Source organism: Siminovitchia fortis (genome assembly GCF_007681465.1).
Lineage (GTDB): Bacteria > Bacillota > Bacilli > Bacillales > Bacillaceae_C > Siminovitchia > Siminovitchia fortis.
This window is the reverse complement of sequence record NZ_VEKZ01000020.1, coordinates 19,326-35,189: the sequence shown is the minus strand read 5'-3', so window position 1 is coordinate 35,189 and position 15,864 is coordinate 19,326. Positions and strand designations below refer to the sequence as shown.

The window sequence follows — 15,864 nt, the reverse complement described above, 5'->3', positions numbered from 1 at the left end:
CAGCATTGCTCGAATTATTTTTACGATTTGCAAACCGAAAGAAAGATTACAAAGGTAAGGAGAAGACATACGTGATGAAAGCGGAAACCGACTTAACTTTACAAAAAATATTTAATCAGATAGACACATCGTGGGATGAAGAAGTCTCATTTTTGCAAAAGATTTGCCGATTCCCGTCAACTCTTGGCAATGAGGCACCGGTCCAGCACTTTATTGCTGATTTTTTGGAAAAAGAAATGAGCTTGGATGTAACTAAAGTGATCCCTGATCCCGAAAAGCTGTCCTCGCACCCCGGTTATTCAGATTCCGACTGGTCATATGAGGATAGGCCGGTTGTCATCGGAGAGTATCGCACTGAAGGTGAAAAGAAAGGAAAAAGCGTGATCTTTCAGGGGCATATAGACGTTGTCAGTCCGGAACCTGTTTCGTTTTGGGAACATGATCCATGGGGTGCTGAAATCGTCGGCAATAAAATGTACGGCCGTGGAACTGCTGACATGAAATCAGGTGTGGCTGCTATGATCTTTGCGTTAAAAGCTGTTCGCGACGCAGGCATCAAGCTTTCATCAGACGTCATTATCAAAACGGTAACAGAAGAAGAGTGTACGGGAAATGGTGCCCTTGCAGCGATAGAAGCAGGATTTAAAGCAGATGCAGCTCTTATTCCCGAGCCCGTACTTGGACAAAAGGGACTAACCGCTCAAGTTGGGGTGATATGGGTCAGGGTGAAAGTCAAAGGTTTAGGTGCACATACTGAAAGGGCTGACAAAGCTGTAAACTCTATTATGGAAGGGTATAAAATGATCAATGCCCTTTTGGATTATGAAAAAGAGCTGAACAGCAGAGAAAGGCATAAGGACTTTGCTGATCACCCTCATCCGTATAACATCAATATTGGAAAAATCCATTCAGGAGATTGGCCTTCATCGGTTCCTTCCGAATGTACTGTTGAAGCAAGAGTCGGATTTCCTCCGGGGGTAAAACCGCAGGATGTAAAGGACGAATTAAAGGCTTATTTGTTGGCGGCTGCAAAAAAGGATGAGTGGTTAAGAGAAAATCCGCCGGAAATTTCATTTTACGGCTTCCATGCGGAAGGGTTTTCAATTGATCCGAATCAAGAGCTTTTCGATGTTTTAAACGAGGCTCATATGGCCGTTGTAGAAGAACCAATGGAAACTGGATCATTCACAGCCACGACTGATGCGAGATTTTATAACCTGTACTATGATATTCCTTCCACTTGCTATGGACCGACAGGCGATGGGCTTCATGCGCCAAATGAGTGGGTTGACCTTGACAGTGTCAAAACGGTTACAAAAACGTACGCTGCATTTCTGCTTAAGTGGTGTGGATATAGTAACTAGATGGTCGGGGAGCAACCGAGCGAAAAAGGCTGGGTGATCTCCCGATTTGTCCATTTCGAAGATGCAGAAAGGGATGGAAAGAATTTTATCCAAGGGATAAGATTGGGACCTTTAGTAATCGGTATTTATGGAATGATAAGTAATAATTCAGCTAAAGAATTTTAACTAAAGAGATGGTGAAAAGAAAAAATGTCAACTGAAATAAATCACGAAAATTTAACTGAAAAACAGCGAAACAGCCAGGCTAAAAGAGCCGCTCTTGCCAGCTTAGTTGGAACAACAATTGAATGGTATGATTTCTTTCTTTTTGGAACAATGGCCGCTTTGGTCTTTCCGAAATTGTTTTTTCCGGGTAATGATCCGTACGTTGGGCTGTTGCAATCATTCGCCGCACTATTTGTAGGATTTGCTGCCCGTCCGCTTGGGGCTGCCTTTTTCGGTTACTTTGGTGACCGCATTGGACGGAAAGCTACTTTAGTTACAACACTTCTGTTAATGGGAATAGCCAGTATGCTAATCGGATTATTGCCTTCATACCAAACCGGGGGTATTATTGTAACGATTTTGTTGGTGTTTTTCCGCTTTTGCCAAGGCTTCGGTGCCGGGGGTGAATGGGGAGGGTCGGTCGTCCTCTCTGTTGAATGGAGTCCTAAGGGAAAAAGAGGTTTAATGGGAAGTATGACGCAAGTTGCATCGCCTATTGCCCTGCTCTTATCGTCAGGCGTTGTTTCCCTCACGATTTTTTTAACAGGGGATAGTTTCCATGTTTGGGGATGGAGGATTCCTTTTCTTGTCAGTATCATACTTGTTATCATCGGCTTTATCATTCGTCGTGGTGTAGCGGATTCTCCACAATTTACAAAAATGAAGAAAGAAAATCGTCTATCAAAACAACCTGTTCGGGATGTATTTAAAAGATACCCCAAAACAATATTGTTGGTCATCCTGGCCAGTTTAGCCCAAGGAGTTCCTTTTTACGTCTTTACTACTTTTGCCATCAGTTATGGGTCAGAACAATTGCAAATAGAAGAACAGTTTCTGACGAATACACTTATGGTGGTATCAGTAGTTGAGATCCTTGTCATCCTTTACGCAGCTCATTTATCAGATAAGTTCAATAGAAAATCTATATTTTACGCAGGAGCTATTGTAACTGTATTGATGGCCTTCCCATTCTTCTGGCTTTTTGATACAAAGGTCGCGTTTTTAGTTGTTCTTGCGATGAGCCTTGCCATTATTGGTGCTGGAACAGTCTATGGTCCTTTAGCCGCATTAATTGCCGAGTGTTTCCCTGCCGAGCTTCGGTATAGCGGAACGTCACTGGGTTATCAGCTTTCAGCTGCCGTTCAAGGAATATCACCTATGCTATGTGTGTATTTATTAAATACCTTTAATAGCACAGCACCTATCAGCATCTATCTTATTGTTGCTTCTCTGCTTGCTATTGTGGCCGTTGCCAACTTAAAAAAGGCTAAATATATGGATGCGGATATGGCTAGCTAATTAATGATGTATGTCCTTGTGTTTGTTTCTTAAGTATATAAATCCTAAAATGTCATATTTAATGGAAAAAAGGCTGCTACCTTCAATGATGTGTAGCAGCCTTTCGCTTTCCTGGAACGGGGTGCCTGAAATTCCAATTGAAGAACGATAAATATAAACCTTCCATTCCTTAAAGCCACGTTTATCAGCTCCTTTCGATAATGCCTGTTGTCAATTCCTGTTTCTCCCTTTATAGTAGAAACTATCGTAACGATGGGAGGAATACCGGTGAAAAAACGTCATTTAGCTGTAATACTGCTTGCATCCGCAACTCTCTTATCGGCATGTGGGACCCCGGAGGAGCAAATACATAAGAGCCTTGAAGAGACAGTCGTTTTGGAAAAAGACTTTGAAAAACAGCAAAAGCCTTTGATGAAACTGGAAAAAGAAGAAAAATCACTGTTTGATGAAATCATGAACCTGGGGATGAAAAAGTTCGATGAAATCGTTGCTCTATCCGACAAGGCTCTTGCCAATTTAGATAAACGCGAAGAACTTTTAGCCAAAGAGGAAAAAGCGATGGCAGCTTCAAAAAAAGAATTCGACAACATCGATCATTTAATTGATAAACTGAAGGATGATCAGTTAAAGGGAAAAGCGAAAGAACTGAAAAAGCTGATGAATCGGCGCTACGACAGCCATGAGCAGCTTGTAAAAGCTTATAGGGAAGCAATCAAGGAAGACCGTAAGATTTATGAAATGATGAAAGACAAAGAATTGAAGCTGGAAGACCTGGAAGCTCAGATTGAGACCGCCAACAACGTACAGGAAGAAGTTCTGAAGGCAAGTGAGCAGTTCAATAAATTTACAGATCAATTCAATGAAGAGAAAGAAAAACTTTATAAAGAGGCAGGCATCACCAATGATTAGCGCTGCTTTGAATACGGGGAACGAGTGTGTCGTTCCCTTTTTGCATTTAAAGAAAAGAACTATATACCCTCAGCTGAAGGAGGCGCCTGCGGTTTCCAGAATGAATATGTTGTATAACACGCCTAAACTTTTTCTTTTGTATATGAAACAGTGATGTCGCTTTTTATAATACAGATATAGTTAAGGCTCTTTCCAAGTTAAAAGTGGTATGCCTTTTAATATTATAATCCTTGACTTAAAGGGCGTTGTCATGTAATCTAAAAAACGAGATATACAAATGATTGTATTATAAAACGGCAAAAAAATAACTGATACAGTTTGGGATTTGAGAAATACGGCTGGTTTTTAGGACAGCATTTGTGGAAAACATATAGGAATAGGCCTTTTCATTAGTTGAACATGCCGTTTAGGGTACTCTAAAAGAATAAAAGCCAAAATCAAAAAAATAAAGGAAGGATTGGTGGTTTTGATGGCTTCAAAGGCGAAGGCAGCTCAAGTTGATGCGGTTAAAACGCTGGAAAGCATTGAAGAAAAGTTTGAAATGGTACAAGTTTTAAATGAAAAAGGTGAAGTGATCAATGATAAAATGATGCCGGATCTTTCCGATGAGCAGCTGGTGGAGCTTATGAGCCGGATGGTTTACACGCGTATTTTGGACCAGCGCTCTATTTCCTTGAACCGTCAGGGACGCCTGGGGTTCTACGCTCCTACTGCGGGACAGGAAGCGTCAGCTATCGCTTCTCATTTTGCGCTTGAAAAAGAGGACTTTATATTGCCCGGATACAGAGATGTGCCTCAAATTATTTGGCACGGGCTTCCTTTATATAAAGCATTTTTGTTTTCGAGAGGCCATTTTGCCGGAAACCAGATTCCCGAGGATGTCAATGTGATTCCGCCTCAAATTATTATTGGCGCCCAATACGTCCAGACAGCAGGTGTGGCTCTTGGGCTGAAGAAGCGAGGGAAGAAAGCGGTGGCCGCTACATACACAGGTGATGGCGGTTCTTCACAGGGTGATTTCTATGAAGGCATTAACTTTGCCGGCGCATTTGGTGCTCCTGCGGTTTTCATTGTTCAAAATAACCAGTTCGCCATCTCCACTCCGCGTGAAAAACAGACAGCTGCAGCAACAATTGCCCAAAAGGCAGTCGCTGCCGGCATTCCAGGAGTTCTTGTTGACGGGATGGACCCGCTGGCGGTATATGCTGTCGTTCGTGAAGCAAGGGAGCGCGCTATCAATGGTGAAGGACCGTCCTTGATTGAAACACTCTGCTACAGATACGGCCCACATACGATGGCAGGGGACGATCCGACCCGTTACCGTACGTCTGATACAGACAATGAATGGGAGAAGAAAGACCCGATTGTCCGTTTCAGAATATATTTGGAAGGCAAAGGCCTTTGGAGTGAAGAGAAAGAGAATGAAGTGATAGAGAAGGCGAAAGAAGAAATCAAAGAGGCGATCAAGAAAGCTGATGATACTCCGAAGCAGAAAGTGACAGACTTGATTTCAAACATGTTTGAAGAGCTTCCATATAATCTGCAAGAGCAGTATGAAATATATAAAGAGAAGGAGTCGAAGTAAGCCATGGCGCAAATGACAATGATTCAAGCAATAACGGATGCGCTTCGCACCGAGCTGCGCAATGATGAAAACGTCCTTGTGTTTGGGGAAGACGTAGGGGTAAACGGCGGCGTTTTCCGTGCGACGGAAGGGTTGCAAAAAGAGTTTGGGGAAGAACGTGTATTTGACACTCCTTTAGCCGAATCCGGTATTGGCGGCCTTGCCATCGGACTTTCCACTCAAGGTTACCGCCCGGTTCCGGAAATCCAGTTTTTCGGGTTCGTCTATGAAGCGATGGACTCCATCAGCGGACAAATGGCACGCTGGCGTTACCGTACAGGCGGCTCTTATCATGCGCCGATTACAATTCGTTCACCTTTTGGCGGCGGTGTTCATACCCCTGAGCTGCATGCAGACAGCCTGGAAGGGTTAATGGCTCAGCAGCCCGGTTTAAAAGTGGTCATTCCATCAACTCCTTATGACGCCAAAGGCTTGTTGATCTCTGCCATCCGTGACAATGACCCTGTCATTTTCCTTGAGCACATGAAGTTGTATCGTTCCTTCAGGCAGGAGGTCCCTGAAGAAGAATACACCATTCCGCTTGGAAAAGCAGAAGTGAAAAAGGAAGGAAAAGACTTGTCGATCATCACATACGGTGCGATGGTGCATGACTCCATCAAAGCGGCGGAGGCACTTGAAAAAGAGGGACATTCAGTGGAGGTCATTGATCTTCGCACAATCAGCCCGCTTGACATTGAAACGATCATCAAATCAGTTGAAAAAACAAATCGGGCGATTGTTGTGCAGGAGGCGCAGAAACAAGCAGGAATTGCAGCGAATGTTGTGGCGGAAATCAATGATCGTGCCATTTTGAGTTTGGACGCGCCTGTTCTCAGGGTGACAGCTCCGGATACCGTGTATCCTTTCTCCCAGGCAGAACCGGTTTGGCTTCCGAACCACAAGGATATAATTGAAACTGCAAAGAAAGTGCTTGAATTTTAAAAACAAAGGCGCAAGCGCCTGTTTACGACGGTCTATCCGAAATATGAATAACAGGAGGGTGAAATACATTGTCATTCCAATTTAGGCTCCCTGACATCGGTGAAGGAATCCATGAGGGCGAGATTGTCAAATGGTTCGTGGAACCGGGCAAAAAAGTAGAAGAAGATGATGTGTTATGTGAAGTGCAAAATGATAAGGCAGTGGTTGAAATACCATCACCTGTTGCCGGGACGGTTGAAGAAATTCTTGTTCAAGAAGGCGAGACGGCTGTTGTCGGCGACGTGCTGATCAAGTTTGATGCACCAGGCTATGAAGACCTTCAATTTAAAGGTGCCCACGGCGAAGATGAAACCGAAGCGGACGTGCAATCAACAGCCGAATCAGGACAAGATATCGACAAAGAGGAAGTAAAGGAAGAGGCCGAGCAAAAGGAAAAGGCGGAGAAAACCGGAGCCGGAGACCAGCCGGAAGCCAAAGAGGAAGAGGCTTCAGACAAAAGGGTCATTGCCATGCCTTCCGTCAGAAAATATGCGCGTGAGAAAAACGTGAACATACAGGCTGTCAGCGGTTCCGGAAAAAATGGACGGATCTTAAAGTCTGACATTGATGAATACTTAAATGCACCGGCGGAAAAAGAATCAGCGCCCGAAGCAGAAGAAACACCGAAACAAGAGGAGAAGCAACAGAAAAAAGCTCCTGTTGTCCCGGAAGGCGACTATCCGGAAACAAGGGAGAAAATGAGCGGTATCAGAAGGGTGATCGCCAAGGCGATGGTCAATTCCAAACATACCGCACCGCACGTTACCCTTCTGGATGAAGTCGATGTAACTGCACTTGTTGCACACCGCAAGAAATTCAAGGGGATTGCAGCTGAAAAAGATATTAAACTGACTTACCTTCCATACGTTGTAAAGGCTTTGGTAAGTGCATTGCGTGAATACCCTGCATTGAATACATCCGTTGATGATGAAAAAGAGGAAATCATACAAAAGCATTACTACAATATTGGAATTGCTGCTGATACGGAAAGAGGTTTGCTTGTTCCGGTCGTAAAACGGGCAGATTCCAAGTCGGTTTTTGCTATTTCCAAAGAAATCAATGAATTGGCAGATAAAGCAAGAACAGGAAAATTGAGCCCGAATGAAATGAGCGGCGGTTCCTGCACAATCACGAATATCGGATCTGCAGGAGGACAATGGTTTACACCTGTCATCAATCAACCGGAAACAGCCATTCTCGGAATCGGCCGCATTGCGGAAAAACCGATAGTGAAAAATGGTGAAATTGTTGCCGCACCTGTGTTAGCATTATCATTGAGCTTTGATCATCGGATTATTGACGGCGCTACTGCGCAACAGGCATTAAACCACATCAAGAGGCTGTTAAGTGATCCCGAACTTTTACTAATGGAGGCGTAAAGTATGGTAGTAGGTGATTTTCCAATTGAGACAGACACGATTGTAATTGGTGCCGGGCCTGGCGGATATGTGGCAGCCATTCGGGCAGCACAGTTAGGCCAAAAAGTAACGATTGTTGAAAAAGGGGAACTGGGAGGAGTTTGCCTGAATGTAGGATGCATTCCTTCAAAGGCTTTGATATCAGCTTCCCACCGTTTCCACGAAGCCAAAAACTCAGAAGACATCGGAATCAAAGCGGAAAATGTCACACTTGACTTTGGAAAAGTCCAAGAATGGAAATCCGGAGTGGTTAACAAACTGACCGGCGGTGTCCAAGGGCTTTTAAAAGGAAATAAAGTCGACATTGTCAAGGGAGAAGCTTATTTCGTTGATGAACACAGCATTCGTGTGATGGATGAAAACTCTGCACAAACATACACATTCAAAAATGCCATCATAGCGACCGGATCTCGTCCTGTTGAGATTCCAGGCTTTAAATATTCAAAGCGCGTGCTCGATTCAACAGGAGCCATCAATCTTGATGAGCTTCCAAAAAGTCTTGTTGTCATCGGCGGGGGATATATCGGTGTCGAACTTGGATCTGCCTATGCAAACTTTGGCACGGAAGTGACGATCATTGAAGGCACAAAGGATATTCTTGGCGGATTCGAAAAGCAAATGACTGCGCTTGTCAAACGCAACTTGAAAAAGAAAAATGTAAATATTGTTACTAACGCCGAAGCAAAAGGCGTTGAAGAAACAGACGAGGGAGTAAAAGTGACATATGCTGCTAAGGGTGAGGAACAGACGGTCGAGGCAGATTATGTCCTGGTGACGGTTGGAAGAAAGCCTAACACGGACGAACTTGGACTGGAGCAGGTCGGAGTAAAAATCGATGACAAAGGACTTATTGAAGTCGACAAGCAGCGCAGATCCAATGTTCCAAGCATTTTTGCGATCGGTGACATTGTTGATGGGCCTAAGCTTGCACACAAAGCTTCCTACGAAGGAAAAATTGCTGCGGAAGTTATTGCAGGGCAATCCTCTGAAGTCGATTATATCGGCATACCGGCAGTCGTCTTTTCAGAGCCTGAATTGGCTTCAGTCGGATATTCCGAACAGCAGGCAAAAGATGAAGGAATTGAAATTGAAGCAGCCAGATTCCCATTTGCAGCAAACGGCCGTGCGCTGGCGCTCAATGAAACAGACGGTTTCGTAAAACTGATCACTCGTAAAGAAGATGGATTGATCATTGGCGGGCAAATTGCAGGAGCCAATGCTTCCGATATGATTGCCGAAATCGGGCTTGCCATCGAAGCGGGCATGACAGCAGAAGATGTGGCTATGACCATTCATGCTCACCCGACACTCGGAGAAATGACAATGGAAGCCGCAGAGGTTGCTCTCGGAACTCCTGTTCATATCATGAAATAATGTTTTTCAAAAACCCTTTGGAACTCCAAATTCCAAAGGGTTTTTTCATATAAAAAGGTTTAATTTGCCCCAGAGAGTGCATATTATCAATAACAGGGTGCTTGTTATATCCTTAAAAGTTGGTGACCTGTCAATGAAAAAATATGTGGCACTCATATTGCAATTGATGATCTGGAGCGGCTTCACTCTTGTGGAATGGTTGTCGGGGCGTGACCATATTCTTGCAAAGGCCATATTATTTTCCGTGTTCTTTTATCTTGCGTTTTTGCTTGCAAGAATGATAGTCAAATCAAATAGGACTACTATTTTTATTACGGTGGCAAGCTTGAGCGCTTATGCCGGGATTCATCTGTTATTGAATACGTTATACAGATCGGCGCTTTTTTACTGAGTAAGAAATCATAAGATTTTTTAGCTATAAAATTTTGAACAAAGCCTTTTGTTGTCTAGCTCCAGCGCCTACCGACTAGCAGACTTCGCACCTCCTCCTACGATAAGTCAACATCGGCTCGTTCCTCGCCGTGTTTCCTTTATCTCGTCGGAGGCACTCCAGTCTGTACGTCGATGGGCAAGGCGCTTGCGCTTTTCTTAATCGGTGAAGGTTTTACAATATCTATCAAAGGACAGAAAAGTTATAATAGAGTAAATTCATATTTTGATTGATTTGAGAGGAGAAGATAATGAGGAAGTTTTTCACCATGACAGCGGCAATTCTGCTTCTGGCTGCTTGCGGTGCGGAGAAAGCGGCGCATGAGGACAAGCAGTCTGGAGATGAAGCAGCTAAACAGGAAACCCGCGAGCATAAGCAGGGGGCGGAGAATAAGGAAGAGGACAAGCCAAAAGAAGAAAGCACGAAACAGGAGGAAGCCGTCGCTTCACCGGAATATAAATTGAATCAAAACACATTTGCTTTGGAGCCGATCGGAGAGGCAAACCCTAAAGTAGTGCTATTAACCATTGATGATGCGCCTGATGAACATGCATTGGAAATGGCCAAAACCTTGAAGAAGCTGAACGCGCCGGCTATTTTTTTCGTCAATGGCCATTTGATCGATTCTCCTGAAAAAGAAACGGTGATCAAAGAGATACATGATCTTGGATTTATGATCGGAAACCATACATATTCGCATAGCGACCTGACAACCCTTCCTGAGGAAAAACAAGGGGAAGAGATTTTGTCTGTAAATGATAAAGTTGAAAAAATAATAGGGGAAAAGCCGAAATTTTTTCGCGCTCCTTTCGGCAAGAATACAGATTACAGCAGGAAGATTGCCGAAGATGAGAACATGCTGCTGATGAATTGGACATATGGCTATGACTGGGAGAAAGAGTATATGACAGGTGACGCCATCGCACATATTATGGTCGATACACCGCTGCTGCAGGACGGGGCCAATTTGCTCATGCATGACCGTGAATGGACGAATGACGGCCTTGAAAGGATTGTTGACGGTCTGCGTGATAAAGGGTATGAACTCCTTGACCCTGCTCTAATTGATACAAAAACTGAATAACCTCTTATTCTGTGAAATGTGTCATACAATTTAGGCTTGATAATCAAGATGTGTTATATTATTATGAATTTAATGAATCATTTTCAAGCCTTTTCACAGGAAGGGATGGAGAAGATGGGAATTATCATCTGTCAGGATTGCAATGCAACCATCGATTATTTTGAGGATGACAAAGTGACAAAATTGTATTCCTGCTGCTGTGAATGCAATGAAAAAACAGATGAACAATAACTGGAATGAGGAGCATCCCGGACGGGGCGCTCCTTTTATTTTAAAAATCTGCTTCAATTAAAACGACAAGGGAGAGGTTAAGGGATGGAAAAGTGGAAAACAAGAGTGACAGATTTACTTAATATCAAGTATCCGATTGTACAAGGCGGATTGGCTTACCTGGCCTATTCTGAATTGGCGTCTGCGGTTTCCAATGCCGGCGGCTTGGGACAAATAACAGCCATGTCGCTCTCAACTGTTGATGAACTGAAAGAAGAAATAAGGAAAACAAGAACAATGACCGACAAACCATTTGGGGTTAATTTTGCGATCGGACAGCACGGGCGCCGCTTTGAACATATGCTTGAAGCCGCGATTGAGGAAGAGGTTGAAGTGGTTTCTGTTACAGGCGGAAACCCATCCGGATTTTTTAAAGAACTTGAAGGGGTAAATGTAAAAAAACTTGTCCTTGTTGCAGCGAAGCGCCAGGCCGTGAAGGCGGAAGAACTGGGGGCAGATGCTGTCATGGTGGTCGGCCAAGAGGGTGGAGGGCATATCGGCAGGGATGATACCGGCACATTTGTCCTCATTCCATCTGTTGTCGACGCTGTGACAATTCCTGTTATAGCTTCCGGCGGGATAGCGGACGGCAGGGGTCTTATGGCGGCATTGAGCCTCGGGGCGGAAGGAATAGAAATGGGAACGAGGTTCATAGCCACAAAGGAATGCGTTCATGCTTCAAACCGATATAAGCAGGCAATAATTGACGGATCCGAAACAGATACTGAAATTATCAAAAGAACGCTTAAAGCTCCTGGGCGTGTAATCTCGACCCCATGGTCCAAAAAGATCATCGAACTCGAAGAAGCGGGTGCCGGCTACGAAGAGCTGAAGCCGTATATTAGTGGAACAGCCAACAAAAAATATATTTACGAAGGCAATCCGGAGCAGGGATTCGGCTGGGCAGGACAGGCAGCAGGGTTGATACATGAAGTTTTAAGTGTCGATGAGCTTATACAAACAATGATGAGTGAAGCGGAAAAAATTCGTTTGAAATGGAGTGTTCATTAATGGATTATCAATATCCGATATCCCATCTCTGGTCGACTGAAGAGATAGTGGATGTCATCCATTTTTTTCAATCAATAGAAAAGGCGTATGAGAAAGGAATTGAAAAAAGCTCACTGATAGAAGCGTATCGGCGTTTTAAAGAGATTGTGCCGGGGAAAGCAGATGAAAAGAACATTTGTAATGAATTCGAAGAGGTGAGCGGCTATTCGGCATATAATGTTGTCCAAAAAATGAAACAGGCAGCCCCCGGTGAAACAATTCGTTTATAGCAAGGAGCCAACATTAGACAGAAAGCATCATGTGTTTAATATTATCGACAAACGGGTACTAAATTATTAAGCGGAACTCATTCATTCAACATCCTGGGTAAGTGCACAATTTTGTTACCGGCAATCAGTCGGCAACATACGATAAAGTAAGCGAATAGAGATAAGGTAAGCACTTGCAAACTAATCCCGGAAGGAGTGTTTTGTCAATGAAGCAAGTCGTCAACGCTTATCGAAAGAAGTCAGTGGATAAACAGAAACTTGCTGTCCTTCACCTGGAATTAAACTATGAACTCGCTGTTTTGTTTGATGCAATGCAGGAAAATAACGAAGATATGAAGACAAAAGCAAAGCGCAAATTGGAAAGAATCCGTTCTGAATTAATAAAGATGGAAGCATTGTGATATTGATCCAGATGAAAATAATAACTGATTCTAATGGCGAACTCCCTTCATGTTTTAAAATGAAGGGGTTCGTCTTTTGTTGCCGGACAGGATAGTATAAAATGATCCTGTTTCTTATAAACTTGAAATGATAATGGATATTCAATAAGCTGGGTATTGAAGAAGGAAAGACTGATCGGAGGATGACAATGGCAAACTGGACATTGATAGATAAATATGCCAAAGCATGGCTTCAGGAGGCGGGCACAAGAATTGTCTCTTCATTCGCAACAGCACCTGAAGTCATGACAAAATCGAACCCGGATGATCTCGTAACAAATATAGATCAAGAAACGGAACAGTTTTTCACAAAAAAAATAAGGGAAGCATTTCCTGATCACTATATTTTGGGCGAAGAAGGCTTTGGAGATGACCCGGCCGGGTTATCCGGGATCATTTGGATTATAGATCCAATCGACGGCACTACCAATTTTGTTCACCAGCAGAGAAATTTCATGATCTCCATCGGAATTTACGAAAATGGAAACCCTAAATTAGGATATGTATATGATGTTGTGTATCAGGAGCTATATTATGCCAAAGCAGGTGAAGGCGCCTTTTGGAATGATAAGAAGCTTCCGCCATTAGAAAAGGTGCCTGTAGAAAAAGCATTGATCGGGATCAATTCAACGTGGCTTGTTTCCAACAGGCTGATTGATCCCAGAGAGACTCTGATACCGCTTGTAAACGATGCAAGGGGAACACGATCGTACGGCTCCGCTGCACTTGAGTTTGTATTTGTTGCTACCGGAAGGCTTGATGCCTACATAACGATGCGGCTTTCACCGTGGGACTTCGCCGGGGGGAAAATCATTGTTGAGGAAGTTGGCGGGAAGGTGACAAATTTAAAAGGGGAGCCGCTGAACATTTTGGAAAGAAATCCGATCGTTGTAGCAAAACCGGGGCTCCATGAAAAAATCATTCAAAAATATTTATCAAAAGGTTTATAGAAGAAACGGTCCAGTTATGGCAGCTGGACCGTTTCTGTATGAATCCAAAATGGCGTGTAATCATATAACCATGGGGTTCTATAATTTGCCGGATTCCCTGTATCTTTTTTTTGTCGCAAAGCCATAGCCCATAACAGAAATCAAAATGATAAAACAGATGATTATTCCAATGGGACTTCTTGCACCGAGGGAAAAACCCATCCCTACGATGGAAAACGCCGCTAATATGGCCAAGAAAAGAAAATTCCACTTAATGCCATTCACGCTGTTCGCCCTCCTCACTCATCAATTTTACAAAAAAATGATCGGCTTGGCTACTATTGTGGTATAATTGTTAAGTTATATGCCAGCATTTGCTGTTATACAGGCAGGAGGAACTACTTTGAATATAAGAAACGATATAAGGAATATTGCGATTATCGCCCACGTGGACCATGGAAAGACGACTTTGGTTGATCAGCTGCTCAGACAATCCGGAACGTTCCGGACAAATGAGCATGTCGAAGACCGGGTAATGGATTCCAATGATTTGGAACGTGAACGGGGAATAACCATTTTGGCGAAAAATACCGCCATTCAATATAAAGATACAAAAATCAATATTATGGATACACCCGGCCATGCCGATTTTGGCGGAGAAGTGGAACGGATTTTAAAAATGGTGGACGGGGTACTTCTTGTGGTGGATGCATATGAAGGCTGTATGCCCCAGACCCGCTTCGTATTGAAAAAAGCCTTGGAACAGAACCTGACCCCCATCGTAGTCGTAAATAAGATTGATAGAGATTTTGCGCGGCCTGAGGAAGTGGTGGATGAGGTTCTGGAATTGTTCATCGAGCTTGACGCCAATGATGATCAACTGGAATTTCCGGTCATTTACGCTTCAGGAATAAATGGAACGGCCAGTAAAGAACCGGATCATCAGGAAGATAACATGGAAGTGTTGTATGAAACGATTTTGGAGCATATCCCTGCGCCTGTGGAAAATCGGGAAGAACCTCTCCAGCTGCAGGTATCCCTTTTGGATTACGATAAATATGTTGGACGGGTAGGCATAGGCCGTATATTTCGCGGTACCATCAAGGTAGGACAGCAGGTTGACTTGATGAAGCAGGATGGGAACGTGAAACAGTTTCGTGTAACCAAATTGTTTGGTTTCTTCGGGCTGAAAAGGGTCGAAATTAATGAGGCATATACAGGGGACATCGTAGCCGTATCCGGCATGGAAGATATAAACGTCGGTGAAACTTTATGTCCAATCGACCATCAGGAGCCCTTGCCGCTGCTTAAAATAGATGAACCTACCCTCCAAATGACTTTTCTGGTCAACAACAGCCCATTTGCGGGCAGAGAGGGAAAATTTGTTACGGCAAGAAAAATTGAAGAAAGGCTTAAAACGCAGCTTGAAACGGATGTAAGCCTTCGGGTTGAAGATACTGAATCTCCGGATGCATGGGTTGTTTCAGGGAGAGGCGAGCTCCATCTGTCCATTTTAATCGAAAATATGCGCCGTGAAGGCTTTGAACTCCAAGTGTCAAAACCGAAGGTGATTGTCAAAGAGGTGAACGGCGTACTGTGTGAACCGATTGAGCATGTTCAAATTGACACTCCGGAGGAATACACCGGAAGCATTATTGAATCGCTCGGATCCCGTAAAGGGACGATGCTGGATATGATCAATAACGGGAAGGGCCAGGTCCGTCTGATTTTCCATGTTCCTGCAAGGGGATTGATCGGATATACAACAGAGTTCATGTCGCTCACAAGGGGCTATGGAATTTTGAACCACACTTTTGACAGCTACCAGCCGATGGCTTCCGGTCAGATCGGAGGAAGGCATCAAGGTGTCCTTGTTTCGATGGAAGGCGGAAAGGCGACGACGTACGGCATCATGCATGTGGAAGACCGTGGAACGATATTTGTTGAACCCGGCACCGAGATATATGAGGGGATGATTGTCGGCGAGCATTCGCGTGATAACGATCTGGCGGTCAATATTACGAAGACGAAGCATGCCACGAATGTCAGGTCGGCCACAAAGGACCAGACTTCAGTCATCAAAAGGCCGAGGATCATGTCTTTGGAGGAATCTCTCGAATACTTGAATGATGATGAATTATGTGAAGTCACCCCTGAGTCAATCCGTTTGCGCAAAACAATTTTGAACAAAAATGAACGGGAAAAAGCGGCCAAAAAGAAAAAGTTTGCCTAATTTTGTTATAATGCCGCTTAAATAT

At 43.8% G+C, this 15,864-nt stretch carries 16 protein-coding genes; 15 read left to right on the top strand and 1 reads right to left on the bottom strand.

Translation table 11 applies throughout. The features are described 5' to 3' along the window. Positions 1-74 precede the first annotated feature (74 nt). From FS666_RS08855 to FS666_RS08790, 14 genes are all read left to right on the top strand, one after another. Complete coding sequence (locus FS666_RS08855) at positions 75-1,364, top strand: ArgE/DapE family deacylase (RefSeq protein ID WP_120071911.1); 1,290 nt, start codon at positions 75-77, stop codon at positions 1,362-1,364. A 189-nt stretch (positions 1,365-1,553) separates the two neighbouring features. After that, the gene (locus FS666_RS08850; protein WP_120071778.1) at positions 1,554-2,867 is read left to right on the top strand and encodes an MFS transporter; all 1,314 of its coding nucleotides are present in this window, start codon (positions 1,554-1,556) and stop codon (positions 2,865-2,867) included. Positions 2,868-3,134: 267 nt separating this feature from the next. After that, positions 3,135-3,776 (top strand): YkyA family protein, encoded by a 642-nt coding sequence (locus FS666_RS08845; protein ID WP_120071776.1) that lies wholly within the window; start codon positions 3,135-3,137, stop codon positions 3,774-3,776. Positions 3,777-4,245: 469 nt separating this feature from the next. Next, positions 4,246-5,361: a pyruvate dehydrogenase (acetyl-transferring) E1 component subunit alpha gene (gene pdhA / locus FS666_RS08840; RefSeq protein ID WP_144460708.1), complete on the top strand. Its 1,116-nt coding sequence runs from the start codon at positions 4,246-4,248 to the stop codon at positions 5,359-5,361. Positions 5,362-5,364: 3 nt separating this feature from the next. After that, entirely contained in the window at positions 5,365-6,342 is a 978-nt protein-coding gene (locus FS666_RS08835) for an alpha-ketoacid dehydrogenase subunit beta (protein ID WP_144460697.1), read from the top strand. Between the two features lie 68 nt (positions 6,343-6,410). Then, positions 6,411-7,760, top strand: coding sequence for a dihydrolipoamide acetyltransferase family protein (locus FS666_RS08830; RefSeq protein ID WP_120071772.1), 1,350 nt, complete (start codon positions 6,411-6,413; stop codon positions 7,758-7,760). A gap of 3 nt (positions 7,761-7,763) precedes the next feature. Then, the gene (gene lpdA, locus FS666_RS08825) at positions 7,764-9,173 is read left to right on the top strand and encodes a dihydrolipoyl dehydrogenase (protein ID WP_120071770.1); all 1,410 of its coding nucleotides are present in this window, start codon (positions 7,764-7,766) and stop codon (positions 9,171-9,173) included. 133 nt (positions 9,174-9,306) lie between these two features. Next, positions 9,307-9,564, top strand: coding sequence for a hypothetical protein (locus tag FS666_RS08820; protein ID WP_120071768.1), 258 nt, complete (start codon positions 9,307-9,309; stop codon positions 9,562-9,564). Positions 9,565-9,853: 289 nt separating this feature from the next. Further along, positions 9,854-10,687 (top strand): polysaccharide deacetylase family protein, encoded by an 834-nt coding sequence (locus FS666_RS08815; RefSeq protein ID WP_144460696.1) that lies wholly within the window; start codon positions 9,854-9,856, stop codon positions 10,685-10,687. 63 nt (positions 10,688-10,750) lie between these two features. After that, positions 10,751-10,918, top strand: a complete 168-nt coding sequence (locus tag FS666_RS08810) for a GapA-binding peptide SR1P (protein ID WP_390614815.1) — start codon at positions 10,751-10,753, stop codon at positions 10,916-10,918. Positions 10,919-11,002: 84 nt separating this feature from the next. Next, positions 11,003-11,968 (top strand): NAD(P)H-dependent flavin oxidoreductase, encoded by a 966-nt coding sequence (locus tag FS666_RS08805; RefSeq protein WP_144460695.1) that lies wholly within the window; start codon positions 11,003-11,005, stop codon positions 11,966-11,968. Then, a complete protein-coding gene (locus FS666_RS08800; protein WP_120071762.1) occupies positions 11,968-12,237 on the top strand; it encodes a UPF0223 family protein in 270 nt (89 codons plus the stop codon). Before FS666_RS08805 ends, FS666_RS08800 begins: the two co-directional genes overlap by 1 nt. Before the next feature lie 206 nt (positions 12,238-12,443). Next, a complete protein-coding gene (locus FS666_RS08795; protein ID WP_120071760.1) occupies positions 12,444-12,638 on the top strand; it encodes a YkzI domain-containing protein in 195 nt (64 codons plus the stop codon). A gap of 188 nt (positions 12,639-12,826) precedes the next feature. Further along, positions 12,827-13,627, top strand: coding sequence for an inositol monophosphatase family protein (locus FS666_RS08790; RefSeq protein ID WP_144460694.1), 801 nt, complete (start codon positions 12,827-12,829; stop codon positions 13,625-13,627). A gap of 78 nt (positions 13,628-13,705) precedes the next feature. Here the strand turns inward: FS666_RS08790 and FS666_RS08785 are convergent, their stop codons facing one another. Next, on the bottom strand, positions 13,706-13,891 hold the full coding sequence (locus tag FS666_RS08785) for a YlaF family protein (RefSeq protein ID WP_120071756.1): 186 nt from the start codon (positions 13,889-13,891) through the stop codon (positions 13,706-13,708). Between the two features lie 79 nt (positions 13,892-13,970). Here FS666_RS08785 and typA point away from each other — a divergent pair, with 79 nt between their 5' ends. Then, positions 13,971-15,839 carry a translational GTPase TypA gene (gene typA / locus FS666_RS08780; protein ID WP_390614827.1) on the top strand — a complete coding sequence of 623 codons (1,869 nt, stop codon included), beginning with the start codon at positions 13,971-13,973 and terminating at the stop codon, positions 15,837-15,839. The last annotated feature ends 25 nt before the right edge of the window (positions 15,840-15,864 follow it).